Source organism: Xanthomonas prunicola (genome assembly GCF_025266575.1).
Taxonomy (GTDB): Bacteria; Pseudomonadota; Gammaproteobacteria; order Xanthomonadales; family Xanthomonadaceae; genus Xanthomonas; species Xanthomonas prunicola.
Genome location: NZ_CP096142.1, coordinates 3,503,300 through 3,529,273, shown reverse-complemented (window position 1 = coordinate 3,529,273; position 25,974 = coordinate 3,503,300). Strand labels below are relative to the sequence as shown.

The following is a 25,974-nucleotide window of genomic DNA, read 5'->3' as shown; positions in this document are numbered from 1 at the left end:
GACGATGACCTCCATGGACCTGCAACAACCCTGCGTTCTCGTGGTTGATGACGACCCGGACCTGCGCAAGCTGATCGGCGAATTTCTGAGCGCGCACGGCTACCAGGTGGATATGGCCGAAAACGTGGCGGAGATGCGCACCGCCATGGCGCAGCGCCGCCCGGACCTCATCGTACTCGACGTGATGATGCCGGGAGAAGACGGGCTGAGCGCAGCGCGCGCCCTGGCCAGCGAGCGCGGTTCACCGGCGGTCATCATGCTCAGCGCGCTGGGCAACGACACCGACCGCATTATCGGCCTGGAAGTCGGCGCCGACGATTACCTGGCCAAGCCCTGCAATCCGCGCGAATTGCTGGCCCGTGTGCGCGCCCTGCTGCGGCGCAGCCAGGCCAGTAACGAGCAGGCCGACCAGCGCGGCAATGTCTACGAATTTGCCGGCTGGCGGCTGGACGTGGTGCGCCGCGACCTGCGCGACCCCACCGGTATCTTCATCAATCTGTCCGACGGCGAATTCGCGCTGCTGCGTACCTTCGTCGAGCACCCGCAGCGCGTGCTCAGCCGCGACCAGCTGCTGGACTACGCCCGCGGCCGCGACACCGACGTCTACGACCGCGCCATCGACAGCCAGATCAGCCGCCTGCGGCGCAAGATCAATGAGCGCGTCCATACCGAGTTGATTCGCACCGTACGCAACGAGGGCTACATGCTGTTGCCGGGCGTCTCGCGCTTGTGAGCAAACCGGCACGTCGCGGACTGTCGATCTTTGCGCGGACCTTTGTGTTGTTGGCGGTGGCCCTGCTCACCGCCCAGGCGGTGGGCATCGCCCTGCTGGTGATGCGCACCCCCGTCTATGAGCCGCCGGTGCATCCACCGGAAGTGGTGGCGCTGTTATCCACCCGCATGCCGGCCGGCACCCAGACCCTGAAAGTGCATGAATCGGCGCAGGCTCCCATGCCGCCGACAGGCCAGATGCGCGATCCATTCGCCGAAATGCTGCTTGCCCATTGGCTGGATGTGCCCGACGCGCAGGTGCGGTTTTATCGCAACACCAACGATCGCCAAGCACCGCAGCCGGGCATGCTCCCGCCCCAGCGGTGGTCCACCCAGGAGCGCGTCGCCGATGCCGATGGCGTGGCCGACGACCGCCCTGACGGGCAACGTCTGCCGCCCTTTGCGGACGACTGGCTGCGCGACGGCCAGCCCGGTGCACTGCCCGGCAATCCGCTACGTGCGGACGAGATGCCGGGCGCCTGGGAAAGCGAGCGCCTGACCCCCGGCGTCCCGCTACTGGACGGCTTCACCGCCGCCCTGCAACAGCCCGACGGCCGTTGGCGCACGGTGGAATCGCCGCGTCGCCGCCTCTCGGGCGAGTTCAAGACCCATGTGGTGCTGCTGTTCCTGGCCGGCCTGCTGGCCAACGTGCCGCTGGCGTGGTGGTTTTCGCGGGCGCTGTCGGCACCGATCAAGCGCTTTGCCGAAGCCGCCGACCGCCTGGGCCGTCACCCCGATGCCGCCGCGCTGCAACGCAGTGGCCCGCCGGAAATCGTGCGCGCAGCCGATTCGTTCAACGCGATGCAGGCGCGCCTGAACCGCCTGATCAACGAACGCACCCACATGGTGGCGGCGATCGCACACGACCTACGCACACCGCTGGCGCGGCTGTCGTTTCGCCTGGATGGCCTGCAGCCCCCGCTGCGCGACAAGGCGCTGGCCGATATCGACGAAATGAAGGCGATGATTTCCGCAGCGCTGGACTTCATCCAGAACGATCGTCATCGCGGCGAACGCGCACCGCTGGATCTGCGCTTGCTCGTGGAGAGCGTGGTCGACAACGCCACCGATATCGGCGCCGACGCCGAGCTGCTGCCCGGCCCGGAAATCACCCTGGACGGCGACCCGCTGGCATTGCGCCGCGCAGTGATGAATCTACTCGAAAACGCCTTGAAATACGGCAAGCGCGCCCGCCTGCAGTTGCAGCGCGATGGCGAAGACGGCGTGTTGTGGATCGACGACGACGGCCCCGGCATCGATCCCACCCAACGCGAACAGCTGTTGCTGCCGTTCGTGCGTGGCGAGTCCTCGCGCAATCGCGACACTGGTGGCATCGGGCTGGGGTTGTCAGTGGCGCACAGCATCGTGCTGGCGCACGGCGGCGACTTACGGCTGGATAATCGCGCTCGCGGCGGATTACGGGTGACCGTACGACTGCCCTGCATGCCGGAGCGACGCTGATATTGGGTTGGAGGACGGTTTGTCGCGCCGCGCGGCCGGAGCCGCGCTGAGCCAAGAACGGCTGTTCCCGCCATGGCCCGCATGTCAGGCTGCATCAGCTAACGCAAATGCAGCAGCATCGGTGCCAAATCGCTGAGGACCCACGTGTGCCAGCGCCAACGCGCGCCGGCCATTACCAACGCATGCTCAGTAAGCAAACTCGCGGAACACACGGTCGATATCGCCGTTCCATGCGCCGTGGTACAGCGCCAGCTTGCGTTCGGCCGCGGTGACGCCGCTTTCGGCAATCTCGGCAATCACATCCAGAAAGCCGGTTTCGTCCTGCCCGTCGCGGTTCAGGCGTGCGCGGCGACGCAAGCCTTCGCGGGCAATGTTGACTGCTTCCACCGCCAGATCGCGCACCGTGCCATTGCGGAACGGCAAGCCTAAAGCGTGCTTGGGCACACCGTCGCGCAGCGCGTGCCGCTCGGTCGGACTGAAATCCTTGACCAGATCCCAGGCCGCATCCAGCGCGGTGTTGTCGTACAGCAAGCCCACCCAGAATGCCGACAATGCACACAGGCGATCCCACGGGCCTGCATCGGCGCCGCGCATTTCCAGATACTTCTTCAAGCGCACTTCCGGGAATGCGGTGGTCATGTGGTCCGACCAATCGCGCAGCGTCGGCAACGCGCCCGGCAGCGCCGGCAGCTTGCCCTGCATGAAGGCGCGGAAGCTCTGCCCGCTGGCGTCGTGATAGACGCCATCGCGGTAGGAAAAATACATCGGCACATCGAGCAGGTAATCAACGTAGCGCTCGTAGCCGAAGCCGTCTTCGAACACGAAATCCAGCATGCCGGTGCGATCGGCGTCGGTGTCGGTCCAGATGTGCGAGCGATAGCTCAGGTAGCCGTTTGGCTTGCCTTCGGTGAACGGCGAATCGGCGAACAACGCGGTGGCGATCGGCTGCAGCGCCAGCGAGACACGGAACTTCTTCACCATGTCCGCTTCGGTGGCGTAATCCAGATTGACCTGTACCGTGCAGGTGCGCGTCATCATGTCCAGGCCGAGCGAGCCGACCTTGGGCATGTAGTTCTTCATGATCTGGTAACGGCCCTTGGGCATCCATGGCATCTGGTCGCGCCGCCACTTGGGCTGGAAGCCCATGCCCAGGAACCCCAGCTGCAACTCGCCGGCCACCTGCGCCACTTCGTCCAGATGGGTGCCGGTTTCCACGCAGGTGTGGTGCAGGGTTTCCACCGCCGCACCCGACAGTTCCAGCTGGCCGGCCGGCTCCAGCGTCACCGAGGCGCCATCGCGCAGCAGCGCGATGGTATGGCCGTTTTCCTGCACCGGTTCCCAGCCGAAACGGGTCAACCCGGTCAGCAAGGCCTGGATGCCGCGCTCACCTTCGAACGCCGGCGCGCGCAGGTCGTCGAGCTGGAAGCCGAACTTTTCGTGCTCGGTCCCGATCCGCCAGTCCGCACTGGGCTTCTCGCCGGAGGCAAGGACCTGGACCAGTTCCGCGCGTTCGGTGATCGGCGTTTCGGCAACGTGGCTGGGACTCGACAAGGGCAGGCTCGCAAACGTGAAGGGGTGGGACGATGTGGGGATACTCCCCTGCCACCGCAAGGCCCGCACTATACCCGCCCGACGCGAAAGGATTGGCCACACCCACGGGGCATGAGATTTCCACCAATGCATGCCCGCCATCGATCGCAGCAATGGCGTGACCTGGATCAACCTGACCAAGCTGAGCGTTCTGCAGCGCCGGCATTGTCCGGCACAATCCGATCATCACGGCAAGCGTTGTAATGCTCGCCCTACGCGATGCTCAGGCCGCGCATCGCTCCGGATGCGACCCACCGATCACTTCCGCTGGGAACGCAAATGGCAGACCGACGTCTGCCGCGATGACGACGCGCTGGGCATCCACACGTGCCTGACAATCGTGTTGCACGGCATCATTCGGCCGCGGTGGTTTCCACATCCAGACCAAGCCAACCGCCGACGATGCCGCGCAATTCGTCCACGCCCTGGCGCGATTCGCCGGAGTAGGTCTGCACGGTCACGCTGTCGCCGAAGCGCGAGGTCACTTCCTTCTTGACCTTCTGCAGGGTCTGCATCTGCTGGCCACGGCCGAGCTTGTCGGCCTTGGTCAGCAAGCCGTGCGCGGGCAGGCCGCGTTCGGCCGCATAGCCGAGCATCTGCAGATCGTAATCCTTTAGCGGATGGCGGATGTCCATCACTACCACCAGGCCGCGCAGCGCCTCGCGGGTGCGGAAATAGCGGTCGATGAAGGCCTGCCAGTGCGCCTGCAGGTCCTGCGGCACCTTGGCGTAGCCGTAGCCGGGCAGATCCACCAGATAGCGCTCGGGCTGGATCTGGAAGAACACCAGCTGTTGGGTGCGGCCAGGGGTCTTGGAGACGCGGGCAAGCGAATTCTGGCGGGTCAGCGCATTGAGTGCGCTGGATTTTCCGGCGTTGGAGCGGCCGGCGAAGGCCACCTCGTAGCCGCCATCGTCGGGCAATTGCCGGGCGTTGTGGGCGGACAGGTGGTAGCGGGCTTGTTCGATAAGGAGCGACATCCCGCTAGGATCGCACGTTCGGGCCCGACGGTTTTGCTGCACTGTTCGTTGACCCTGGCGCAAAGGCGTGTCGATAATCGAAGCACGCCTGCCACTGCCAGTACCCAACGCGCGCGGGCCGGGTCCATACGGAGCTTTAGCTGATGCGCCATGCTCGTGTGCTAGTCCTCGCCGCCCTCGCCGTGCCGGTCATTGCGGCCGTGGCGTTTGCGCAATCGGCGGTCACGCCGATCCCCGATCCGCCGCCGGTGCGCGTTGCGCCGCTGGAGGTGGACCTGGCCAAGACCACCTGGGGCGATGCCAAGGCCGGCCAGACCAAAGCCGCCGCATGTGCGGCCTGCCATGGCCCGGACGGCAATCCCGCCGTGGCGATGTACCCGCGTATCGCTGGGCAAACCGAGCGCTACGTTGCGCATCAGGTGGCATTGATTGCCAGCGGCGAGCGCAATACCGGCATGTCGGCGGTGATGGTGCCGTTCGTCAAGGACCTCACTGCGCAGGACATGCGCGACCTGGGCGCCTACTTCGCTACCCAGAAGGCTTCCGCTGGTGTCGCCGACGATGCGGCGATTGCCGAGGGTCCCTACCAGGGCATGAAGTTCTACGAGGTCGGCGAGAAGCTCTACCGCGGTGGCGACATCGCGCGCGGCGTGCCGGCCTGCATGGCCTGCCATGGGCCGTCCGGCGGCGGCAATCCGGGCCCGGCCTATCCACGCCTGGGCGGGCAACACGCCGACTACGTGGCACGTCGCTTGAAGGAATACCAGGCCGGCACCACCCAGGAGCGCAATCCGGCGCTGTTCAATATCATGGCGCAGGTAGCGCACCCGCTGACCGAGCAGGAGATCCAGGCGCTGGCCAGCTATCTGCAAGGCCTGCATGATCGTGCCGACGATGCTGCAGCGGCGCAGCCGCCTGCAGGAGCGCCTGCACGCTCGTAAGCCGACACCTGCCGTTGCCACACCGCTTCACGACGCCGGTCCCGTGACCGGCGTCGTCATTTCCCGCTCTCCCCTCGCCCCCACGGAGCCCGCATGAAATTGCTTTCCCGTCTGCCCCTGCTGATGTTGTTCCTATTGCCGCTGGTGGCCTGTGCCGCCGACAAGAAAGCCGCCCCAGTCGAAGGCGAGGACTACACCCTGATCGACGGCGGCCAACCGTACGCGCCGCTGGCCGGCAAGGTCGAAGTGACCGAAGTCTTCGGCTACACCTGCCCGCACTGCGCGCATTTCGAGCCAGTGCTGGAGGCCTGGGTGGCCAAGCAGCCCTCGTATGTGCGCTTCACCCCGGTGCCAGCCGCCTTCGGCGGCTTCTGGGACGCGTTTGCGCGTGCCTACTTCGCCGCCGACATCCTGGGCGTGGCCAAGCGCAGCCACCGTGCCATGTTCGACGCCATCCATGAAAAGCAGACCGTGCCGACCCAGAACGTGGCGCCGGAAGAACTGGCCGCGTTCTACGCCAATTACGGAATCCCGCAGCAGCGCTTCATCGAGACCTACAAGAGTGAGGCGGTGGATGCCAAGCTCAAGGCCGCACGCGAGTTCGCGCTGCGCAGCAAGATCCCCGGCACGCCGGCCATCATCGTCAACGGCCGCTACCTGATCGGCGCGCGCAATTACCCGGACATGCTGCGCGTGGCCGACTACCTGATCGCCCGCGAGCACGCGGCGCCAGGCAAGCGCTGAACCGCATAACCGCCAGCGACGGCCGCGCGTGGCATCATGCGCCCCGCGGCCGTCCGGCCCTTTTCTCGCCCCACGCTGGAGATCCAATCCGATGAAGACCCGCTTCGCCCTGACGCTGATGGCGCTGTTGCCGATCCTGGTCGCCTGCAAGGCGCAGGACGGCTCGTCCGACACCGCACCTGCCGCCACCACCCCAGCGGCCGAAACGGCGCCTCCGCCTGCCGCCGCTACGCCGGCCGCAGACCCCGCCGCCCCGCCCGCAGTCGGCGAAAGCGCAACCACGCCGCCACCTGCCGCGCCCAGCGCTGCCCCGCGCGCGCCCAATGGCCCGGAGCCGGTCGCCGGCACCGATTATCTGGACATCGACGGTGGCCAGCCCTATCAGCAGGCCGCCGGCAAGATCGAAGTAGCCGAAGTGTTCGGCTATGTCTGCCCAGCCTGTAACGCGTTCCAGCCGCTGATCGGGCCGTGGAAGGCCGGTTTGCCGTCGGACGTGCATTTTGTCTACGTGCCGGCGATGTTCGGTGGCCCGTGGGATGACTACGGCCGCGCCTTCTATGCCGCTGAAACGCTGGGCGTGCAGGAAAAGACCCACGAAGCCTTGTACAAGGCCATCCACGTCGACCAGACCCTCAAAGGCGAGCGCGGCAAGGATTCGGCGCAGGACATCGCTGCGTTCTACGCCAAGTACGGCGTGGACCAGAAGACCTTCATCGACACCATGAGCAGCTTCGGCGTCTCGGCCAAGACCAACCGCGCCAAGCAGTTCGCCACTCGCAGCAAGATCACCGGCACGCCGTCGCTGATCATCAACGGCAAGTACCTGGTCAAGGGCCAGAGTTTCCCGGACATGCTGCGTATCGCCGATCACCTGATCGCGCGCGAACGCGCCACGCTGGCCAAGTGAGTCGAGCGAACGCAACATCGTGAACGCTTCTGAATCGCGCACCCTACGGGTGCTGACCGCCAATATCCAGGCCGGCTCCAGCACCCGCCGCTACAGCGACTATGTAACGCGAAGCTGGTCACATGCGTTGCCGCTGGGCAGCAAGCGCACCAGCCTGGACAGCATCGCCAAGCTGGTCGGCGAACGCGACATCGTCGGCTTGCAGGAGGCAGACCCCGGCAGCCTGCGCTCGGGCTTCACCAACCAGACCCACTATCTGGCCGAACGCGCCGGTTTCGATTACTGGAGTCACCAACCCAATCGCCGCATGGGTGGGGTGGCTTCCAGTGCGAACGGTCTGCTGAGCAAGCTGGAGCCGGTGGAAGTGCAGGACCACGCCCTGCCCGGCCGCATCGGCGGGCGCGGCATCCTGCTGGCCAAATTCGGCGAAGGCCGCGATGGCCTGGCCGTGGCGGTGGCGCATCTGTCGCTGGGCGCCAATTCACGCATGGCGCAGCTGGCCTTCATCGCCGAACTATTGTCCGACCATCCCAACGCGATGCTGATGGGCGATTTCAATTGCATGGCCGATCGACCGGAAATGCAGTCGCTGTATCGCCATACCCGTCTGCAACCGCCAAGCTGCGAAGTACACACCTTTCCCAGCTGGCGTCCGGACCGGGCGATCGACCACATTCTGGTCAGCGATAGCCTGGTAATCGAACATACCGAAGCGATTCCTGCTGCGTTCTCAGATCATCTTGCGGTTGGGATGGATATCCGCGTGCCACGGCAATTGCTGAGTTAAATAACCAGAAAAATCACGACGGGTTCGCACCGGCGAACTCGACCGCTGACGTCCCCTCGACACCGCCTGTGCGATAACACAGGCGGTTTTTCGTTGGGAGCACAGCACGTGATACGCATTGTATGAATGCGTCGCCATGAGTGCGACAGCGCCACACACCTTGCCGGTACGCACCCTGCGCCCGGTGTTCGTGCTCGCTGCCACTGTCGTTTGCACGTTTGCCTTGCTGGTGTCGTTATTTCCGCTCGAATCAGGACGTGTCCTGCTGGATGCGCAAACCTGGGCGTCGCGCAATGTCGGCTGGTACTACCTGCTGGCGATGACGTTGTATCTGGTGTTCGTGCTTGCCACAGCCTTGTCCAGCCACGGCAACATCAAGCTCGGCGCTGATCACGACGAACCGGAATTCAGCTACCTTTCCTGGGCCGGCATGCTGTTCGCCGCCGGCATCAGCATCACGCTGTTCTTCTTTTGCGTTTCCGAACCACTGACGCATTATCTGCAGCCGCCGCAGGGCGGTACCGGCAATGGCGAGGCGTCCGCGCGTCAGGCGATGCAGGTGCTGTTTCTGCATTGGGGCCTGCATGGTTGGGGCGTGTTCGCGCTGGCGGCAATGGCCTTGGCGTATTTCGCTTTCCGCCACAACCTGCCACTGGCGTTGCGTTCGGCGTTGTATCCGCTGATCGGCAAACGCATCAACGGGCCGATCGGCTACACCGTGGATGCGCTGGGCATCGTGGCCACCGTGTTCGGCATCGGTGCGGACATGGGCTTTGGCGTGCTGCATCTCAATGCCGGACTGAGCACCTTGTTCGATGTGCCGCATACACACTGGGTGCAGGTCGCACTGATCGTGGCGATGATGGGCGCCGCCATTGTGGTGGCGGTGTCCGGCGTTGAAAAAGGCGTGCGCTGGATGTCGGACATCAACATGCTGCTGGCGATTGCGCTGTTGTTGTTCATGCTGTTCGCCGGTCCCACGCAGTACCTGCTCAACGCGCTGATGCAGAACCTGGGCGACTATCTGGGCAGCGTGGTCAACAAAAGTTTCGACGTCTACGCCTATGGCGGCCGTGCCGATTGGCTGGGCAACTGGACGGTGTTCTATTGGGCCTGGTGGATCGGCTGGGCGCCGTTCGTCGGTCTATTCATTGCACGCATCTCGCGCGGTCGTACCATTCGCGAATTCGTATTGGGCGTGTTGCTGATCCCGCTCGGCTTCACGCTGGCGTGGCTGTCGATCTTCGGCAACAGCGCGCTGGATCAAGTACTGCATTACGGCCAGGGCGCGCTGGCGCAGCAGGCCATCGATGCGCCGCAGACGGTGCTGTATTCGTTGCTGCAAAGCTATCCGTGGAGCCGCGCGGTGATCACGATCACTGTGGCGATCAGCTTCGTGTTCTTCGTGACTTCCGCCGATTCGGGCACGGTGGTGTTGTCCACACTGTCCTCGCATGGCGGCCAACCGCACGACGACGGCCCGCGCTGGCTGCGCGTGTTCTGGGGCGTACTCACTGCCGTGGTCACTGCAGGCTTGTTGCTCGCCGGCAGTATGGACGCGCTGAAATCGGCGGTGGTGCTGGCCTCGCTGCCATTCTCTGCAGTGCTGTTGCTGATGGCCTGGGGCCTGTCGCGCGCACTCAGCGAAGAATCGCAGCGCAAACGCGCGCAGCTCTACAGCCCCAGCCCGTTGATCGGGCAATCGCGCCATCACGGCGGCTGGCGTCAGCGCTTAGGCCAGGCAATGCATTTCCCGGCACGCGATGAGGTGTATCGCTTCATGCACGACCAGGTGCGCCCGGCCATCGAAGCAGTCACCACGCAGTTGCAAGAGGAAGGCTGGAAGGTCAGCAGCCGTATCGACGACGGCGACATGGAAATCAGCGTCGAGCACGGCGAACAGCAGGGCTTCCGCTATCAGATCGTGATGCGCGGCTATCTCACCCCATCGTTTGCCGCGCAGCGCTTCCGCAACCAGCGCTATTACCGCGCCGAGGTGTACCTGTACGAAGGCAGCCAGGACTACGACTTGGTCGGCTACAGCCGCGAACAGATCATCAACGACATCATCGATCAATACGAGCGTCACCTGCAGTTTCTGCACCTCACCCGCTGAGGTGCGTCGCTGCGGCGACCGTCCACAGGAGGTTTGTCATGCCACGTTTCCCCGACCAGCTGCTCTACATCGGCGGCCGTTATGTTCCCGCCCGCGGCGGCCACACCTTTGAAGTGGTCAACCCCGCCACCGGCGAAGTGCTGGCCAACGTGCACAACGCCGGCGCCGACGACCTGGATGCGGCCGTCGATAACGCAAAGACGGGCCAGCAGCAGTGGGCAGCGCTGACCAAAGTAGAGCGTTCGCGCATTTTGTTGCGTGCAGTGGCCTTGCTGCGCGAGCGCAATGATGCGTTGGCCGAGCTGGAAACGCTCAATACCGGCAAGCCGCTGAGCGAAACACGCAGCGTCGACGTCGTCACCGGCGCCGATGTATTGGAGTATTACGCTGGCGTTGCGCAGGCGCTGCAGGGCGTGCAGGTACCGCTGCGCGAAGGCAGTTTCTTCTACACACGCCACGAGCCACTGGGCGTTGTAGGTGCGATCGGCGCGTGGAATTACCCCATCCAGATTGCATTGTGGAAAGCCGCGCCCGCCCTGGCCGCCGGTAACGCGATGATCTTCAAGCCCAGCGAAGTCACCCCGCTTACCGCGCTGAAATTAGCCGAAATATTTACCGAAGCCGGCCTGCCGGATGGCGTGTTCAACGTATTGCCAGGCGATGGCGCCAGCGTGGGTACCGCGCTGACCGAGCATCCGCAGATCGAAAAGATCAGCTTCACTGGCGGCACCGCCACCGGACGCAAAGTGATGGCCAGCGCATCGAGTTCATCGCTGAAGGACGTGACCATGGAGTTGGGCGGCAAGTCGCCGTTGATCGTCTGCGCCGATGCCGACCTGGATCTGGCCGCGGACATCGCGATGATGGCCAACTTCTACAGCTCCGGGCAGGTGTGCACCAACGGCACCCGCGTGTTCGTGCCGCGCGCATTGCGCAACGCATTCGAAGCGCGCCTGCTGGCACGCGTGCAGCGCATCCACATTGGCGATCCGCTTGATGAGCGCACCACCTTTGGCCCGTTAGTCAGCGCCGCGCATATGCAGTGCGTACTGGACCATATCGAACAGGGCAAGGCCGAAGGCGCGCGCCTGCTGTGCGGCGGCGAGCGGCTGGGCGATGGTGCGCTGGCGCAGGGCTACTACGTGGCGCCAACCATCTTCAGCGACTGTACCGATGTAATGACCATCGTGCGCGAAGAAATCTTCGGACCGGTCTTGAGCCTGCTCACCTATGACGATGAAGACGAAGCGGTCACGCGCGCCAATGCCACCACGTATGGGCTAGCTGCAGGCGTGGTCACGCCGGATCTGGCGCGCGCGCATCGGCTGATCCATCGGCTGGAGGCTGGCATCTGCTGGATCAACACCTGGGGCGAGTCGCCGGCACCGATGCCAGTGGGCGGCTACAAGCAATCGGGCGTGGGCCGCGAGAACGGTCTGGCGACCCTGCAAGCCTACACACGCACCAAATCGATCCAGGTTGAACTGGAACGTTACGCGTCGGTGTTCTGACGGCGGCTCGGCTAGCCGGCACAGGCAAGCGCCGGAGGTGCACCACGACAGCGGCAAACAGATGGACGCCGCCCTCACGTGACTGGGCGCACTCCTCCGCCTCTGCCAAGCGCCTCGATCGCCATCGCACCTTCCTCGCATCAGGAGTACACCATGCAACGCGAATACGACTACATCATCATCGGCGCTGGCTCGGCAGGGAATGTGCTGGCCGCACGGCTCACCGAAGACCCCGGCGTCACTGTGCTGTTGCTCGAAGCCGGCGGGCCGGATTACCGGCTGGATTTCCGCACGCAGATGCCGGCTGCGCTGGCGTTCCCGCTGCAGGGGCGTCGCTACAACTGGGCCTACGAAACCGAGCCGGAACCGCATATGGATAACCGGCGCATGGAGTGCGGACGTGGCAAAGGCCTGGGCGGCTCATCGCTGATCAATGGCATGTGCTACATCCGCGGCAATGCACTGGACTTCGACCATTGGGCCAAGCGGCCTGGCCTGGAGGACTGGAGCTACCGCGATGTCCTGCCGTACTTCCGCAAGGCAGAGACGCGTGACATCGGCGCCAACGACTATCACGGCGGCGATGGCCCGGTAAGCGTGGCGACACCGAAAAACGACAACAACGTGTTGTTCCATGCCATGGTCGATGCCGGCGTGCAGGCCGGCTACCCGCGCACCGACGATCTCAACGGCTATCAGCAGGAAGGCTTCGGACCGATGGACCGTACGGTGACACCGCGCGGGCGCCGCGCAAGCACCGCGCGCGGTTACCTGGACATGGCCAAGCCGCGCGATGGGCTGCATATCGTCACCCATGCCACCACCGACCGCATTCTGTTTGCAGGCAAGCGCGCCATCGGCGTGCATTACCTGGTGGGCAACAGTAGCGAAGGGATCGATGCGCAGGCACGCAGAGAAGTGCTGGTGTGCGCGGGTGCGATCGCCTCGCCGCAGCTGCTGCAACGCTCCGGCGTGGGTGCGCCCGATCTGTTGCGCGCACTCGACGTGCAACTGGTACACGACCTGCCCGGCGTCGGCCAGAACCTGCAGGATCATCTGGAGGTCTACATCCAATACGCGTGCACCAAGCCGGTGTCCTTGTATCCGGCATTGCAGTGGTGGAACCAACCGGCGATTGGCGCGCAATGGCTGTTCGCCGGCACCGGCACCGGTGCCAGCAATCAGTTCGAAGCCGGTGGTTTCATCCGCACGCGCGAGGAATTCGACTGGCCCAACATCCAGTACCACTTCCTCCCCGTCGCCATCAATTACAACGGCAGCAACGCGGTAAAGGAGCACGGCTTTCAAGCGCATGTCGGCTCGATGCGCACACCCAGCCGCGGGCGTGTACGCGCCAAGTCGCGCGACCCGCGCCAGCATCCGTCGATCCTGTTCAACTACCAATCCACCGACCAGGACTGGCAGGAATTTCGCGATGCCATCCGCATCACCCGCGAAATCATTGCGCAACCGGCCCTAGACGCTTATCGCGGCCGCGAGATCAGCCCCAGCGCGGACTGCAAGACCGATGCGGAGCTGGACGCGTTCGTGCGCGCTCGCGCAGAGACCGCCTACCACCCCTCCTGCTCCTGCGCGATGGGCACCGACGACATGGCGGTGGTGGACGGTCAGGGCCGCGTGCACGGCATGGAGGGGCTGCGGGTGATCGACGCCTCGATCATGCCGCGCATCATCACCGGCAACCTCAACGCCACCACCATCATGATTGCCGAGAAAATCGCCGACCGCATGCGCGGCCGCACCCCGTTGCCGCGCAGCACCGCCGATTACTACATCGCTGGCGATGCACCTGTGCGCGGGTGATGTCTTCGGTGTGCTGAGATGCTGCGATGCTGAGGCCAGGTTGTCCCTGAACACTCACGGGCAGCATGCTCGCCGATAGCGCGAGAGCAAGGGCCCTGCAAGCAACTGCCTAACGGCACGGCGCACAGCCACGACCGCCACGACCGCCACGAGCACAGATTGGCTAGTACGCGAAACGCACAACGCCCGCATCACTGCGGGCGTTGTACGGCTCTGTGCGGCACTGCGATTGAAACGCTGCAACGAGCCGGCAGTTACAGCTTGCCTGCGCCGGCTTTCGCCCTGACGTCTGCAGCGACCTTGTCCACAGAGAGCAAGTTGTAGGTGTAAGGCGGCGTCCACCCGATATTGCTATTCCACGAGCACGACAGCGCCTTGCCATTGAGCAGCGAGCCCTGATCGCGATACACGCTGCCGCCGTAGTCGGCGGCAATCTTGTCGCAGCTGCTCACACCGCTGATCTCGAACACATTGCGCTCGGAGAAGATCTTCGATTCCTTGCCGACCCCATGCGCGTAGGAGAACGGATACACGCTATTGCTGGTGCTACCGACGTGGTAGTTGTTGTACATATGCACCTGACCGAAGCGCACACGTGGGGCGCGCGCGGAAATGTTTTCGAACAAGGTGTTGTGGATGGTGACTTTGAGCTTGCCGCTGTCGATGCTGGACGCACTATCGCTGGAGCCGATCAGGTTGTTCTTCTCGTGCGACTTGAAGACCGAATACGAGACAGTGACGAAGTTGGCGCCCTTCTTGATGTCCATCGCGCCATCGTGGTGCTGTTTGGGGCGCCCATTTTCGGTTCCGTTCTGATCGTCGGTACGGCGACCATCGGTAAAGGTGACATGGTCCACCCACACGTTACTGGCACCTTCCACGGTCAGGCCGTCGTACTCTGAATTCCAGTTGCCGGTACTGCCATCATTCGGGTCCCAGACCGGTTCCGGATCCCATGGATTTTCGATGGTGATATTGCGGATGATGACATCGTTGGCCTTGACATAAAAATAGCCTTCGCGGATTTCTGCATTGCTGGTGATGCCGATCATCGTGGTCTTGGTCGGCACGTCCAGACGCGCACGCGTCTTCATGTCAGAGGTCTTGGTGTAAGGCTTGCCTTCGCTGATATCGATGATGCCGCTGACCTTGATGATGCGCCCGTTGCTCCCCACGCTGGCGCTCAATGCAGCTTTCAACTCGGCGGCAGTCTTGACGGTGTAGATGTTGGCGGCCGCGGCTTTGGAGCCGCCCTTGGTTCCGCCGTTCTGCGTCGCCCAACCAGTAGTTGCAACGTCCAGCGCGGCATCGGCATAAGCAACGCCGGCGAGCAGGAACGACCCGACAAACAGCGACGCAGCGGCCGCTGTCGAAAATTTCGACTTCATCTTGGTGTCTCCCTCGAATGGTTTCGATGCTCCGCGCGGCGGCGCACCCCCGGTCTAGCAGAAGCGGAACGTACTATTCAGACATGGAATATTCGACTCCGCGAAACCGATACTAGGAGCATTGAAAATCCTTGTATCTAGCCTGTTTGCGGATGTGCTCGCGTAATCACGCAAACGCTTGCGAGACACATCAGAAGAGACAAAACGCTGCGATCAAGACACGCAGAGACATGACGAGGACACTGCAACGCAGCAAGATTCTTATCGCAACCTGGTGAAATACCATTCGAGAATACGTACTACCATTCAAATGCCTGCATTTTCCGAGACGCTAATCGCTGCCACGTATTGCCGCGCCGCGGCATTTAGGGCAAAACGCTATGCGATTCATGATCAGAGAAACTCAAAAATCGCCCATTCGGATACGGCGGAACATTTGCCACCTCGGAGACGGACGTGTCGCGCCAGGTCTTGCGCAAGCGACAAACAGATTTACTGGAGTATTGCCAGTACGACACCCAACCGCGTTGGGATCGATTGCAGATGCGCAGTATCGTTTTGACACCGCGCGTTCTCATGCGAATGCTGCAACCTCGCCATCAATCGATCCCCGCCACTGTTCGCTACGGAACTCACCGCGCTCGTCGGTAGAGCAAAAAAACGCCTCACCAGGCAAGCATGGCGCACCGAACGCCCCAGGCGCAGGTGGGGAATGCGACCACTCGGCGCAAGCATCGGATCAGTCGGCGGAAGTGGCCCAACGCTCATCCAGTGCAGTATCTCTTCGTCAGCGCACCGCAATGGCGTCTATTGGGTCGGCATCGCATCACGGGTGATCGCATCACGGGGGAGGGCGCGGGGCAGAGCATCTCGGCTGTGCGGCCGCGCTCCACCAATACCTGCGTTGCATGCCATTGCGGACCGCGCTGACTTATCGCCAGAGCCCTCTAGGCTGATAGCAGCTCTGCAACAGCGGGCGCGGCGGTTACATCGGCGTCGCGCACTAGTTAGCCGCGCCAGACAAGTAAGCTGATCGTACAGACGCCAGCCAACACGGGCGCCAGCATTCACTACCAGTCATCCACAACAATCATCATCGGCAGCCAGCGAACCAAGCGCTCGTATCGCGGCAACAGCAACCAGGCGCATCCTCAACGACTAATGCGCGCGCTCAGGAGAATCCTTCGAAGAACAACTCGATCGCCATCACCAACGCATCTTCGCGCCCGGTGTGGGAGGGGTAGTAGCGCGGGCGCCGGCCGATTTCGTTGAAGCCTTCGGAGTGATACAGCGCAATCGCGGATGGATTGGACGGGCGCACTTCCAGAAACGCGCGCCGCGCGCCGCGATCGCAGGCGCCCTTGATCAGCGCGCGTAGCAACACGCGACCGTGGCCTTGCGATTGCGCTTCCGGTGCGATGCAAACGTTGAGCACGTGTGCCTCGTCGGCGGCGATGCTGATCACGCCATAGCCGATGACCCGGCCGCCCTGCTCCATCACCCAGCCGGGATAGCCGGCCTGCAGACAGTCGCGAAAGATGTTGCGCGTCCACGGAAACGGATAGGCGCGGAGCTCGATCTCCATCACCACATCCATGTCGCTCTCGCGCATTGCGCGCAACGAGGTGGGTTGCGGCGCGTTCAATGCGCTCACGCAGGGTCCCGACGCCGCCGCAGCGCGCGCAGCTGTGGCCACAGCGCACGCTTGGCACTCGGATTGCCGCGCAGCTCTGCCAGCGGCCAGGACGCCATCAAGGCCTGTGTCGCAGGGTCGCCCGGATTGCAGCCGGACGCGCGCAACAAGGCCATCTGCAGACGATCCGGCATGCCGACACGGCTACGTCGTTGCGGCGCCGATGCTGGCGCGGTGCGGGGCACATCTGGTGCTTCGGCTGGTGCAGCCGGCGCGCTGCGCCGCGCGGAGGGCGCACTCACCGTTGCAGACTGCGGCACACGCTCCACGCGCGCCGGTGCGGCCGTCTCTGTGCGCTCGGCAACGTCGACAGGTGCAGGCAACGCATCGACCGCATCGCGATCCAGATACACGGTGTGCCCCAACGCCTGCAGATACGACACCTGCAGATCGGACCACATCGGCTCGGACGCCGCGTCGCTCACGAGAAGGCGCTCATGGCAGCTCGGGCACGCGCCGCCAACGTCGCCACAGCCACATCAGCGGTCCGGACAAGGCGTACAGCACGCCGATCACCAGCAACGAGCGCGCCAGATCGATCACCAACAGCGCGATCACCACCGTGGCGATTGCCAGCGCCAGGAACGGCACGCGGTCGGCACGCGGCCCACGCGCACCACCCTTGAAGCTCCAGAAGCGGATCCGGCTGACCATCAGCAACGCCGACACCACGGTGACCGCCAGCGCCACATAGCGCAGCTGCTCGCCATCGAACCCCAGGCTGTCGTCGGCGAAGGCCCAAACGAACGACATCATCAACCCAGCCGCCGCCGGGCTGGCCAAGCCGATGAACCAGCGTTTGTCGACCACCCCGACCTGGGTATTGAAGCGCGCCAGCCGCAGCGCCGCGCAGGCCGCATACAGAAACGCAGCAGACCAACCCACCCGGCCCATCACGTTGCTGTCGTATTTCAGCGCCGACAGCGACCAGTGATACATCACCAGCGCCGGGGCCATGCCGAAGCTCACCAGATCGGCCAACGAATCGTACTGCACGCCGAATTCGCTACTCGTATTGGTCAGGCGCGCAACCCGGCCATCCAGCCCGTCCATCACCGCAGCCACGAACACCGCCATGGCAGCCTGGACGAACTGCCCATTGGCGGCGGCGATGATGGCGTAAAAACCGGAAAACAGCCCGGCGGTGGTGAACAGGTTCGGCAACAGGTAAATCGTGCGCGAGCGCGGGGGCGGTCTCATCTCATCCATCCGCCAAGTGTAGGGCCTGAGGTCCATCCGGCGGTAGCGCGCTTGCTGGTTCAGCCCCCTGCGCGCCCGATCACTTGCCAGCGCCGGCCGTGGATGCTGCAATCACGGCGGGAATCATCCAGGGGAATCCATATGCAACTGTCGTGCGGGCTTTGCGCCCTGTTGATGCTGGTCAGTGCCGCCGCCGGCGCGACCGAGCTATATAAGTGGAAGGACGCCAAGGGCGTGACCCACTACACCGAGACCCCGCCACCGACCGGCCAGCGCTATGAAGCGCGCCGCATCGATGCGCGCAGCGGCACCGCCGCGACTTCCACGGCAGACGCCGCCACGCCCGAATCGCCCGACTGCGCCAGCGCACGCCGGAATTTGGAGCTGCTTAACAGCAAGGGCGAAGTCACGATGGGCGCAGGCGCCGACGGCAAGCCCGCCGCACCGCTGGATGCGGAGGCCCGTATCGCCCAGCGGAACCTTTCCGAGGCCGCCGTTAAGGCCTATTGCAAGCCGACCGCCCCAGGTAACCCGGCTACCTGAGCTGCCCTCGCCGCCAGTCAGCGATCGCCGCCGCAGCGCGGCGTCGCCGGTGCGAAGCAATCCGGCGATGACCGGCAGGGGGCGAGACTGGCAAACTAGCGGCTTTCCGCCCAAGCGAAGCCCGATGCGTCTTTCCCAGTTCCACCTGCACACCACCAAGGAAACCCCGGCCGACGCCGAGCTGGTCAGCCACCGTCTGATGCTGCGCGCGGGCATGATCCGCAAGCTGGCCTCCGGGCTATACACCTGGTCGCCGCTGGGCCTGCGCGTGCTGCGCAAGGTCGAAGCCATCGTGCGCGAGGAAATGAACCGCGCCGGCGCCGTGGAAGTGCTGTTCCCCACCATCCAGCCGCGCGAGCTGTGGGACGCCACCGGCCGTTGGGAAAAGTTCGGCGGGCAGTTGCTCAAGATCAAGGACCGCAAGGAGCAGGAGTTCTGCTACAGCCCCACCGCCGAAGAGGCGGCTGCCGAATTCGCGCGCCAGGAAATCAACAGCTACAAGCAGCTGCCGCTGAATTTCTATCAGATCCAGACCAAATTCCGCGATGAAATCCGCCCGCGCTTCGGCGTGATGCGCGCGCGCGAATTCCTGATGAAGGACGCGTATTCGTTCCATCTCACCGATGCCGACATGGCGCGCGAATACGACAACATGCGCGCCGCCTACACCCGCATCTTTACCCGCCTGGGACTGGATTTCCGCGCCGTGCAGGCCGATTCCGGCGCCATCGGCGGCGATGCCTCACAGGAATTCCATGTCATCGCCGACTCCGGCGAAGACTCGCTGGCGTTCTCCACCGGCTCCGATTACGCCGCCAACGTGGAAGCCGCCAGCGCCGCCCTGCCTGCGCCGCGCGCCCCTGCAAGCGAAGCGATGCAGCAGGTGGCAACGCCCACCCAGAAAACCTGTGAGGACGTTGCCCAGTTGCTCGGCATCGCGCTGCAGCGCACGGTCAAGTCGGTGGCGGTGATGACGCAGGCCGGCTTCGTGCTGGTGCTGGTGCGTGGCGACCACGCGGTCAACGAGATCAAGCTAGCCAAGGTGCCCGGGCTGGCCGGCTACCGCCTGGCCAATGAAACCGAAATCCGCGAGCACCTCGGCTGCGAGCCGGGCTTCCTGGGACCGGTGAACACCGCGCGCCCGGTGCGCGTGGTGGCCGACCGCGATGTTGCGGCACTGGCCGATTTTGTGATCGGTGCGAATGTGTCCGGCGCGCATCTGGTCGGCGTCAACTGGGGCCGCGACCTGCCCGAACCGGAGACCGTGGCCGATGTACGCAACGTGGTCGAAGGCGAGCGCGCAGCCGATGGCGGCGAACTGCGCCTGGCCCGCGGCATCGAGGTGGGGCATGTGTTCCAGCTTGGCAGCCAGTACGCGCAGGCGCTGCAAGCCACCGTCATCGACGAAGGCGGCAAGGCGGCGGTGATGAAGATGGGCTGCTATGGCATCGGCATTTCGCGCATCGTGGCGGCGGCGATCGAACAAAACCATGACGAGGCCGGCATCATCTGGCCCGCGCCGATGGCGCCGTGGCAGGTGGTGGTCTGCGTGATCAATCCCAAGCAGGACCCGCAGGTGCTCGCTGCCGCCCAGGCCCTGCTGGACGAATTGATGACTGCCGGCCTGGATGCGGCCCTGGACGACCGCGGACTGCGCCCGGGCGCGATGTTCGCCGATATGGAACTGCTAGGCATTCCGCATCGGGTTGTGGTCTCGGAACGGGGATTGGCGGCCGGCACATTTGAATATCGCGCCCGTACCGCCGATGCAGCAGAAAACCTGGATAAAGCCGGATTATTCTCCCGCCTGGGGCATTGATCAAACACCAGTACCGGCTTCAAATGGATGAACACAAAGCGTCGAATCATTTCGGCGCATTTGTCACATCGGTTTTCTGACATTATGATGGTCACTGGTGCCATGGACCGGCATTCTTTCTCTCTCATTTCCCGGAGCAGTTGATGTCGATCGATCTTAGTGGCCTGTCGGCCAAGCAGTTGAGCGCCCTGATCAAAAATGCAAAGAAGCAGCAGACCGTGGTTGCCAAGCGCGCGCCGATCGCCAAGGTCCGTGCTCAACTGGCCCGCGCTGCAAAAGCTCAGGGTTATTCCATTGAAGAATTGTTTGGCGCTTCCGCCAGTGCTGGCCCGGGCCGTCCGGCTGGTGCCGGCAAGCCGGGTCCGCGTGCCGGTCGCAAGCTGGGCAAGGTGCCACCGAAATATCGCAACCCCGCCAACACCCAGGAAACCTGGACCGGCCGCGGCAAGCAGCCGCGCTGGCTGGCAGAGTTGACCGCCGCTGGCAAGAAAGTCGAAGACTTTCTGATCAGCAAGGTTGGCGGTGCGAAGAAGGCTGCAGCAAAGAAGGCTTCGCCGCGTAAGGCAGTCACCAAGCGCGCCACCAAGAAGTCCAAGGCCGCGTGATTCAAACCAATAAGAACGCCGGCAGTGCCGGCGTTTTTATTGTGCGCTGTTTTCCCCGCTCATAAATTCTTGCGGGCCGGAATCAGCAGATTGCCGAACAGCAATCCGGCCATCAATGCCATCACGATATTGGTCACCGCCAATAGCGCAGCTTGTCCCACGCTGACATCCTGTTGTTGCACCAGGGTCAAAAATCCACGCAAGCTGACACTCCCTGGAACCAGCATGATGATGCCGGGCAAGCGGATCAGTGCACCGGGTTTGTGGACCACTCGCCCGAAAAGATTTCCCGCAGCGGTCAATGTCATCGCCGAGGCAAATACCCCGGCAGGGCCGCCCCAGGCATGCCCCGCATAACGCGCAATGACATACCCGAACATGGCCGCCGCCATGATCCATAAATAATCGCGTCGATTGGCTTTGAACAACACCGCAAACGCATAAGCGGCCACCACTAACGACGCCCATTCCACCCAGCCGGCCTGCGGCCGCAACGCGGCCACCTGGGGATGCAGCCCAACCAGCTGGGTTAGCGTCACGGCGATGACCGCACCCACGGTCAGCTTGAGCACCGTGGTGACCGCACCGGCCAGGCGCGCTGTGCCGGACACCCAGTGCTGGCTGGCCAGCTCGTTGAATGCATTGGTCAATGACATCCCTGGCAGCAACACCACCAGCGAGGCGATGATCACCGTATTGAGGTTCAGCGGCCCCAACAACGAGGCCACCAGCGCCGCCACCACCCCGGCCAGCAAGCCGGCCAGCGCTTCGCCGGCTTCCTTGGTGGCAGCGCGTTTGTCGGTGTACTGGGTGAGCAGGCCGATCGACATGCCAATCGCCCCCGCCGTGGCGATATCCAGCCATGGCAGCTTCCACAGCCCGGCGACACCCGCTGCGGCCAGCCCGAACGCCAGCACCTGCATGGTCTTGCCGCGCCGGTCCACTTCGCGGTCCAGGCGGCGCAATGCGGTGTGGCCCTGCGCGATGCTCATGCGCCCGTTGGCCACGCTGTCGGCCACGTAGTCGGCCACGCTGAGCTTGTACAGATCGTTCTCGCCCGGGGCCAGGCGAATCACCCGGGTGATGTCGCTGGAGCCGATCGCCTTGGTCGGGTCGCTGAAGCTCAGGATGATGCCGGTGGGGTTGGACCAGGGCTCGCAATCCAGACCCAGCTTCTGTGACAGCCCGACCACCGCCGCCTCCAGCCGCTGCGCAGTGGTTCCATAAGAATGCAGGCGACCGGCAATTTCGGACACGAAGGCGACGCGCTGGGCGTAGGTTGCGCTGGCGGACGGGAGGACAACGGTGGCAGCGGACATGCGTGGCAGGTCGGATCGGAGAAACGCCGTGTCCGGCGAGGCCGTCAGTGTATGCCGCAGCGCGCGTGGCCGGCGTTCTCATTGATGGCCGCAGGCACACCACTGCTGCCGCGCCCCCATCCGTCGCTCACACCGGCCCTGTATGCTGGCGCCACGGACAGGCCACCCATGATCAAACCGCAACCTCCACGCATCGAACAAGACTCGCAGGATCAGGCACAGCTCCGCCTCGCTGGCAGTTGGGTCCTGGCGACCGCTCTGCCCCAGGCAGAATTGCTGCAGGCCGTGCCCGACGGGGTGCGCCGTATCGACGCACGCGGCATCGGACAACTGGATTCGGCCGGCGTGCTGCAGCTGCTGCGCTTCGCCAGCCGCATGGGCCTGAACGAAGACGCGATCGATTTCCGCGATGAGCACCAGGCGCTGGTGTGCACCATCGAGGAACTCAACGACGAACGCCCCAAGCCCAAACGCGACTACGGCTTCGTCGCCGCACTGGACCGTCTGGGCCGCACTACCCACGGCGTCGGCCAGGGCATTCTGGAGCTGAACAGCTTTCTGGGCGAGAACCTGGTCAAGATCGCGCGGCTGATCCACGAGCCGCGGCGCTTCCGCCTGACCTCCACCGTGCACCACATGGAGCAGGTGGGCCTGGATGCGGTGCCGCTGGTGGTGCTGCTGTCGTATCTGGTCGGCGCGGTGATCGCGTTCCTGGGCTCGACCATCCTGCGCGACTTCGGCGCGGAGATTTACGTGGTGGAACTGGTGTCCATCGCTTTCCTGCGCGAGTTCGCGGTGCTGCTGACCGCCATCGTCCTGGCCGGGCGCACCGCCAGCGCGTTTACCGCGCAGATCGGTGCGATGAAGTCGCGCGAGGAAGTGGACGCCATCCGCACCCTGGGCCTGGATCCGATCGATCTGCTGGTGATTCCGCGCCTGCTCGCGCTGATCTTCACCCTGCCGCTGCTGACCTTCATCGCGATGATCGCCGGTCTGGCCGGTGGCGTCACCGTTGGCGCGTTCGATCTGGATATTCCGCCGCAGATGTATCTGGCGCGCATGCACGACACCATCCAGTTGCGGCACTTCCTGGTCGGGCTATCGAAAGCGCCGCTGTTTGCACTGGTGATCGGCCTGATCGGCTGTCTGGAAGGGCTGAAGGTCAGCGGCACCGCGCAATCGGTTGGCGAGCGCACGACCTCCTCGGTGGTGCAGACGATTTCCTTGGTCATCATCCTCGACGCGATTGCGGCGCTGTGGTTCATGAAGATGGGGTGGTGATGAGGCCGGGATTCGACATGCGGGATTCGGGATTCGTGCAAGGCACAAGCGCAGCTGGCGCCCTGACATTTGGGAGAGCTGTGCTGTGATCAATCCCCAATCCCCACTCCCCACTCCCGTCACAGAGATCGACGACGATCAGTTGGCGATTTCCGTGCGCGGGCTCACCAACCGTTTCGGTAGCCAGACCGTGCACGAAGACCTCGATCTGGACGTACGCCGCGGCGAGATTCTCGGTGTGGTCGGCGGTTCGGGCACCGGCAAATCGGTGTTGATGCGCAGCATCCTGGGCCTGCGCGAGCCGGACGCCGGCAGCATCCATGTGCTGGGCGCGGATGCGCGCTCGGGCCGGTTCGCCGACCGCCAGCACATCACCCGCAATACCGGCGTGCTGTTCCAGGACGGCGCGCTGTTTTCGTCGATGACCGTGGGCGAAAACGTGCAGGTGCCGTTGAAGGAACACCACAGCGAGTTCCCGGAGCGCTGGTATTTCGAGCTGGCGCTGCTGAAGATCAAGCTGGCCGGCCTGCCCGCCGATGCGCTGGACAAGCTGCCGTCGCAACTGTCCGGCGGCATGCGCAAGCGTGCCGGACTGGCGCGGGCGCTGGCGCTGGATCCGCCGCTGCTGTTCCTGGACGAACCCACCGCCGGGCTGGACCCGATCGGCGCGGCCGCCTTCGACCGCCTGATCCGCACGTTGCAGCAAGCCCTGGGCCTGACCGTGTTCCTGATCACCCACGACCTGGATACGCTGTACGCCATCTGCGACCGCATCGCGGTGCTGGCCGATCGCAAGGTGATCGCCAACGCGCCGCTGGCCGAGGTCGAGCAGATCGATCACCCCTGGATCCAGGAATATTTCCACGGTCCGCGCGCCCGCGCCGCGCGCGCGGCCAAGACCGACTCCACCGAGACCGCCTGAGCATGGAAACCAAAGCCAATTACGTCCTGATCGGCGCCTTCACCATCGTGGCCGGCCTGGCCCTGCTGCTGTTCGGGCTGTGGGCCGCCAAGTACTCCTCCGACCGTACCTGGCAGCAATACCGTGTGGTGTTCCGCGAGGCGGTGACCGGCCTGTCGGTCGGCAGCCCGGTGCAATACAACGGCATCGCGGTGGGCTCGATCACCGAGCTGACCCTGGCGCCGAACGACCCGCGCCAAGTGGTGGCGCATGTGCGGGTCAATTCGACCACGCCGATCAAGAGCGACACCCGCGCCAAGCTGGCCATCACCAGCCTGACCGGCCCGTCGATCATCCAGCTCTCCGGCGGCACGCCCGAAGCGCCGGCGCTGACCACCATCGACAAAAGCGACGCGCCGATCATCCAGACCACCCCGTCGGCGCTGCAGAACATCACCGACACCGCCAACCGCATCGTCGAGCGCATGGACCAGATGCTCTCGGACAAGAACGTGGCCAGCATTTCGGCCACCTTGCAGAACCTGGAAAAGATCAGCGGCGGCATTGCCGATCGCGACGACGGCATGCAGGCGCTGATCGTCAGCGCACGCGATGCCGCGCGCAATCTGGACACCACCCTGACCACCACCAACGGCACCATCAAGCGGCTGGATCAGAACCTGGTGCAACAGCTGCCAGGCATTCTGGAAAAGCTCGACGCCACCCTGGTCAAGCTGGACTCGGCCGCCGGCAACGCCGACAACATCCTTGGCGAGAACCGTGCCGCCATCAACAGCTTCGCCAACGACGGGCTGGGCCAGCTCGGCCCGACACTGACCGAATTGCGCGGTCTGATCCGCGATCTGCGCCGGGTCAGCGACAAACTGGACAACAACCCTGCGCGCTACCTGCTCGGCCGCGACGCACCCAAGGAGTTCGAACCGAAATGACTGCCATGCGCTTGTTGCGTCCCTTGCTGTGCGTCTCGTTGCTGGCACTGGGTGGCTGCTCGGTCCTGACCGGCGGCGACAAGAAGCCGGCCACGATCTATTCGCCCACCGTGCGAGTGACGCCGAATCCGGCGTGGCCACAGGTAACCTGGCAGTTGGTGGTGGCCAAGCCCAGCGCCGCACGCATCATCGACAGCCCGCGCATCAATGTGCGCCCGACCCCTGGCGAACTGCAGGTCTATCAAGGCGCCGGCTGGGCGCAGCCAGCCACCGACATGCTGGAAGACAGCGTGGTGCGCGCCTTTGAAGACTCCGGCAAGATCGCCGCGGTGGCCCATATCGGTACCGGCATCCGCTCGGACTACAAGCTGGCGATCGACCTGCGCCGCTTCGAATCCGATTACGCCGGCCAGTCGCTGCCTTCGGCCACGATCGAGCTCAACGCCAAACTGCTGCATTCGGCCGATCAACGCGTGGTCGCCTCGCGCACCTTCCTGGTCGCACGCCCGTCCAGCGGCACCGACACGGCTGCAGTGGCAGCGGCATTCGAACAAGCGATGACGCAGGTCACCACCGAGCTGGTCGGCTGGACCTTGGTCACCGGCCAGCAGGATAGCCAGACCCTGGCGCACACACCGTAGGGCCA

Annotated in this window: 23 protein-coding genes; 16 read left to right on the top strand and 7 right to left on the bottom strand. The window is 64.3% G+C overall.

What is annotated here, in order from left to right:
- The first annotated feature begins 13 nt into the window (after positions 1–13).
- Positions 14–733, top strand: a complete 720-nt coding sequence (locus M0D43_RS15150) for a response regulator (protein ID WP_010365575.1) — start codon at positions 14–16, stop codon at positions 731–733.
- On the top strand, positions 730–2,232 hold the full coding sequence (locus M0D43_RS15145) for an ATP-binding protein (RefSeq protein ID WP_252162061.1): 1,503 nt from the start codon (positions 730–732) through the stop codon (positions 2,230–2,232). The genes M0D43_RS15150 and M0D43_RS15145 overlap by 4 nt, the downstream gene beginning before the upstream one ends.
- A gap of 186 nt (positions 2,233–2,418) precedes the next feature.
- On the opposite strand, the gene M0D43_RS15140 is transcribed toward M0D43_RS15145, so the two are convergent.
- Together M0D43_RS15140 and yihA are read right to left on the bottom strand one after the other, a co-directional pair.
- On the bottom strand, positions 2,419–3,783 hold the full coding sequence (locus M0D43_RS15140) for a glutamate--cysteine ligase (protein WP_252162060.1): 1,365 nt from the start codon (positions 3,781–3,783) through the stop codon (positions 2,419–2,421).
- 392 nt (positions 3,784–4,175) lie between these two features.
- Positions 4,176–4,799 carry a ribosome biogenesis GTP-binding protein YihA/YsxC gene (gene yihA, locus M0D43_RS15135; RefSeq protein WP_252162059.1) on the bottom strand — a complete coding sequence of 208 codons (624 nt, stop codon included), beginning with the start codon at positions 4,797–4,799 and terminating at the stop codon, positions 4,176–4,178.
- Positions 4,800–4,942: 143 nt separating this feature from the next.
- Between yihA and M0D43_RS15130 the strand changes: the two genes are divergently transcribed.
- From M0D43_RS15130 to betA, 7 genes are all read left to right on the top strand, one after another.
- A complete protein-coding gene (locus M0D43_RS15130; protein ID WP_162300941.1) occupies positions 4,943–5,740 on the top strand; it encodes a c-type cytochrome in 798 nt (265 codons plus the stop codon).
- A gap of 93 nt (positions 5,741–5,833) precedes the next feature.
- Positions 5,834–6,484 carry a thiol:disulfide interchange protein DsbA/DsbL gene (locus M0D43_RS15125; protein ID WP_252162057.1) on the top strand — a complete coding sequence of 217 codons (651 nt, stop codon included), beginning with the start codon at positions 5,834–5,836 and terminating at the stop codon, positions 6,482–6,484.
- Between the two features lie 91 nt (positions 6,485–6,575).
- Positions 6,576–7,391, top strand: coding sequence for a thiol:disulfide interchange protein DsbA/DsbL (locus tag M0D43_RS15120; RefSeq protein ID WP_252162056.1), 816 nt, complete (start codon positions 6,576–6,578; stop codon positions 7,389–7,391).
- Positions 7,392–7,440: 49 nt separating this feature from the next.
- On the top strand, positions 7,441–8,178 hold the full coding sequence (locus M0D43_RS15115) for an endonuclease/exonuclease/phosphatase family protein (protein WP_252165078.1): 738 nt from the start codon (positions 7,441–7,443) through the stop codon (positions 8,176–8,178).
- A 136-nt stretch (positions 8,179–8,314) separates the two neighbouring features.
- Positions 8,315–10,294, top strand: coding sequence for a choline BCCT transporter BetT (betT, locus tag M0D43_RS15110; protein ID WP_252162055.1), 1,980 nt, complete (start codon positions 8,315–8,317; stop codon positions 10,292–10,294).
- 38 nt (positions 10,295–10,332) lie between these two features.
- Entirely contained in the window at positions 10,333–11,805 is a 1,473-nt protein-coding gene (betB, locus tag M0D43_RS15105; RefSeq protein ID WP_252162054.1) for a betaine-aldehyde dehydrogenase, read from the top strand.
- A 153-nt stretch (positions 11,806–11,958) separates the two neighbouring features.
- Positions 11,959–13,629 (top strand): choline dehydrogenase, encoded by a 1,671-nt coding sequence (gene betA / locus M0D43_RS15100; RefSeq protein ID WP_252162053.1) that lies wholly within the window; start codon positions 11,959–11,961, stop codon positions 13,627–13,629.
- A gap of 254 nt (positions 13,630–13,883) precedes the next feature.
- On the opposite strand, the gene M0D43_RS15095 is transcribed toward betA, so the two are convergent.
- From M0D43_RS15095 to pssA, 4 genes are all read right to left on the bottom strand, one after another.
- Positions 13,884–15,017, bottom strand: coding sequence for a pectate lyase family protein (locus M0D43_RS15095; protein ID WP_101362116.1), 1,134 nt, complete (start codon positions 15,015–15,017; stop codon positions 13,884–13,886).
- A 1,171-nt stretch (positions 15,018–16,188) separates the two neighbouring features.
- Positions 16,189–16,671 carry a ribosomal protein S18-alanine N-acetyltransferase gene (rimI, locus tag M0D43_RS15090; RefSeq protein ID WP_252162052.1) on the bottom strand — a complete coding sequence of 161 codons (483 nt, stop codon included), beginning with the start codon at positions 16,669–16,671 and terminating at the stop codon, positions 16,189–16,191.
- Positions 16,668–17,111 carry an alanine acetyltransferase gene (locus tag M0D43_RS15085; protein WP_252165077.1) on the bottom strand — a complete coding sequence of 148 codons (444 nt, stop codon included), beginning with the start codon at positions 17,109–17,111 and terminating at the stop codon, positions 16,668–16,670. The genes rimI and M0D43_RS15085 overlap by 4 nt, the downstream gene beginning before the upstream one ends.
- Positions 17,112–17,145: 34 nt before the next feature.
- Positions 17,146–17,919: a CDP-diacylglycerol--serine O-phosphatidyltransferase gene (gene pssA, locus M0D43_RS15080; protein WP_101362118.1), complete on the bottom strand. Its 774-nt coding sequence runs from the start codon at positions 17,917–17,919 to the stop codon at positions 17,146–17,148.
- 132 nt (positions 17,920–18,051) lie between these two features.
- Between pssA and M0D43_RS15075 the strand changes: the two genes are divergently transcribed.
- From M0D43_RS15075 to M0D43_RS15065, 3 genes are all read left to right on the top strand, one after another.
- The gene (locus M0D43_RS15075) at positions 18,052–18,453 is read left to right on the top strand and encodes a DUF4124 domain-containing protein (protein ID WP_252162051.1); all 402 of its coding nucleotides are present in this window, start codon (positions 18,052–18,054) and stop codon (positions 18,451–18,453) included.
- A 124-nt stretch (positions 18,454–18,577) separates the two neighbouring features.
- On the top strand, positions 18,578–20,272 hold the full coding sequence (locus M0D43_RS15070) for a proline--tRNA ligase (RefSeq protein WP_252162050.1): 1,695 nt from the start codon (positions 18,578–18,580) through the stop codon (positions 20,270–20,272).
- Between the two features lie 143 nt (positions 20,273–20,415).
- Positions 20,416–20,877 carry an H-NS histone family protein gene (locus tag M0D43_RS15065; protein ID WP_252162049.1) on the top strand — a complete coding sequence of 154 codons (462 nt, stop codon included), beginning with the start codon at positions 20,416–20,418 and terminating at the stop codon, positions 20,875–20,877.
- Between the two features lie 59 nt (positions 20,878–20,936).
- Here the strand turns inward: M0D43_RS15065 and M0D43_RS15060 are convergent, their stop codons facing one another.
- Complete coding sequence (locus M0D43_RS15060) at positions 20,937–22,196, bottom strand: threonine/serine exporter family protein (RefSeq protein WP_252162048.1); 1,260 nt, start codon at positions 22,194–22,196, stop codon at positions 20,937–20,939.
- Between the two features lie 51 nt (positions 22,197–22,247).
- Here M0D43_RS15060 and M0D43_RS15055 point away from each other — a divergent pair, with 51 nt between their 5' ends.
- The 4 genes from M0D43_RS15055 (at position 22,248) to M0D43_RS15040 (ending at position 25,969) form a co-directional block, all read left to right on the top strand.
- The gene (locus tag M0D43_RS15055; RefSeq protein WP_252165076.1) at positions 22,248–23,477 is read left to right on the top strand and encodes an ABC transporter permease; all 1,230 of its coding nucleotides are present in this window, start codon (positions 22,248–22,250) and stop codon (positions 23,475–23,477) included.
- 85 nt (positions 23,478–23,562) lie between these two features.
- On the top strand, positions 23,563–24,399 hold the full coding sequence (locus M0D43_RS15050; RefSeq protein ID WP_260807339.1) for an ABC transporter ATP-binding protein: 837 nt from the start codon (positions 23,563–23,565) through the stop codon (positions 24,397–24,399).
- Positions 24,400–24,401: 2 nt separating this feature from the next.
- Positions 24,402–25,328, top strand: coding sequence for an MlaD family protein (locus M0D43_RS15045; RefSeq protein WP_019300849.1), 927 nt, complete (start codon positions 24,402–24,404; stop codon positions 25,326–25,328).
- Positions 25,325–25,969 (top strand): ABC-type transport auxiliary lipoprotein family protein, encoded by a 645-nt coding sequence (locus M0D43_RS15040; protein ID WP_252162046.1) that lies wholly within the window; start codon positions 25,325–25,327, stop codon positions 25,967–25,969. Before M0D43_RS15045 ends, M0D43_RS15040 begins: the two co-directional genes overlap by 4 nt.
- The last annotated feature ends 5 nt before the right edge of the window (positions 25,970–25,974 follow it).

Coding starts and splice junctions, on each gene's coding strand:
- pssA (WP_101362118.1), bottom strand. CDS start 17,919: ATGGATGAGATGAGACCGCCCCCGCGCTCGCGCACGATTTACCTGTTG.
- M0D43_RS15065 (WP_252162049.1), top strand. CDS start 20,416: ATGTCGATCGATCTTAGTGGCCTGTCGGCCAAGCAGTTGAGCGCCCTG.
- M0D43_RS15130 (WP_162300941.1), top strand. CDS start 4,943: ATGCGCCATGCTCGTGTGCTAGTCCTCGCCGCCCTCGCCGTGCCGGTC.
- betA (WP_252162053.1), top strand. CDS start 11,959: ATGCAACGCGAATACGACTACATCATCATCGGCGCTGGCTCGGCAGGG.
- M0D43_RS15060 (WP_252162048.1), bottom strand. CDS start 22,196: ATGTCCGCTGCCACCGTTGTCCTCCCGTCCGCCAGCGCAACCTACGCC.
- M0D43_RS15045 (WP_019300849.1), top strand. CDS start 24,402: ATGGAAACCAAAGCCAATTACGTCCTGATCGGCGCCTTCACCATCGTG.
- betB (WP_252162054.1), top strand. CDS start 10,333: ATGCCACGTTTCCCCGACCAGCTGCTCTACATCGGCGGCCGTTATGTT.
- M0D43_RS15040 (WP_252162046.1), top strand. CDS start 25,325: ATGACTGCCATGCGCTTGTTGCGTCCCTTGCTGTGCGTCTCGTTGCTG.
- betT (WP_252162055.1), top strand. CDS start 8,315: ATGAGTGCGACAGCGCCACACACCTTGCCGGTACGCACCCTGCGCCCG.
- M0D43_RS15085 (WP_252165077.1), bottom strand. CDS start 17,111: ATGTGGTCCGATCTGCAGGTGTCGTATCTGCAGGCGTTGGGGCACACC.
- M0D43_RS15070 (WP_252162050.1), top strand. CDS start 18,578: ATGCGTCTTTCCCAGTTCCACCTGCACACCACCAAGGAAACCCCGGCC.
- M0D43_RS15120 (WP_252162056.1), top strand. CDS start 6,576: ATGAAGACCCGCTTCGCCCTGACGCTGATGGCGCTGTTGCCGATCCTG.
- M0D43_RS15055 (WP_252165076.1), top strand. CDS start 22,248: ATGCCGCAGCGCGCGTGGCCGGCGTTCTCATTGATGGCCGCAGGCACA.
- M0D43_RS15095 (WP_101362116.1), bottom strand. CDS start 15,017: ATGAAGTCGAAATTTTCGACAGCGGCCGCTGCGTCGCTGTTTGTCGGG.
- yihA (WP_252162059.1), bottom strand. CDS start 4,799: ATGTCGCTCCTTATCGAACAAGCCCGCTACCACCTGTCCGCCCACAAC.
- M0D43_RS15150 (WP_010365575.1), top strand. CDS start 14: ATGGACCTGCAACAACCCTGCGTTCTCGTGGTTGATGACGACCCGGAC.
- M0D43_RS15075 (WP_252162051.1), top strand. CDS start 18,052: ATGCAACTGTCGTGCGGGCTTTGCGCCCTGTTGATGCTGGTCAGTGCC.
- M0D43_RS15125 (WP_252162057.1), top strand. CDS start 5,834: ATGAAATTGCTTTCCCGTCTGCCCCTGCTGATGTTGTTCCTATTGCCG.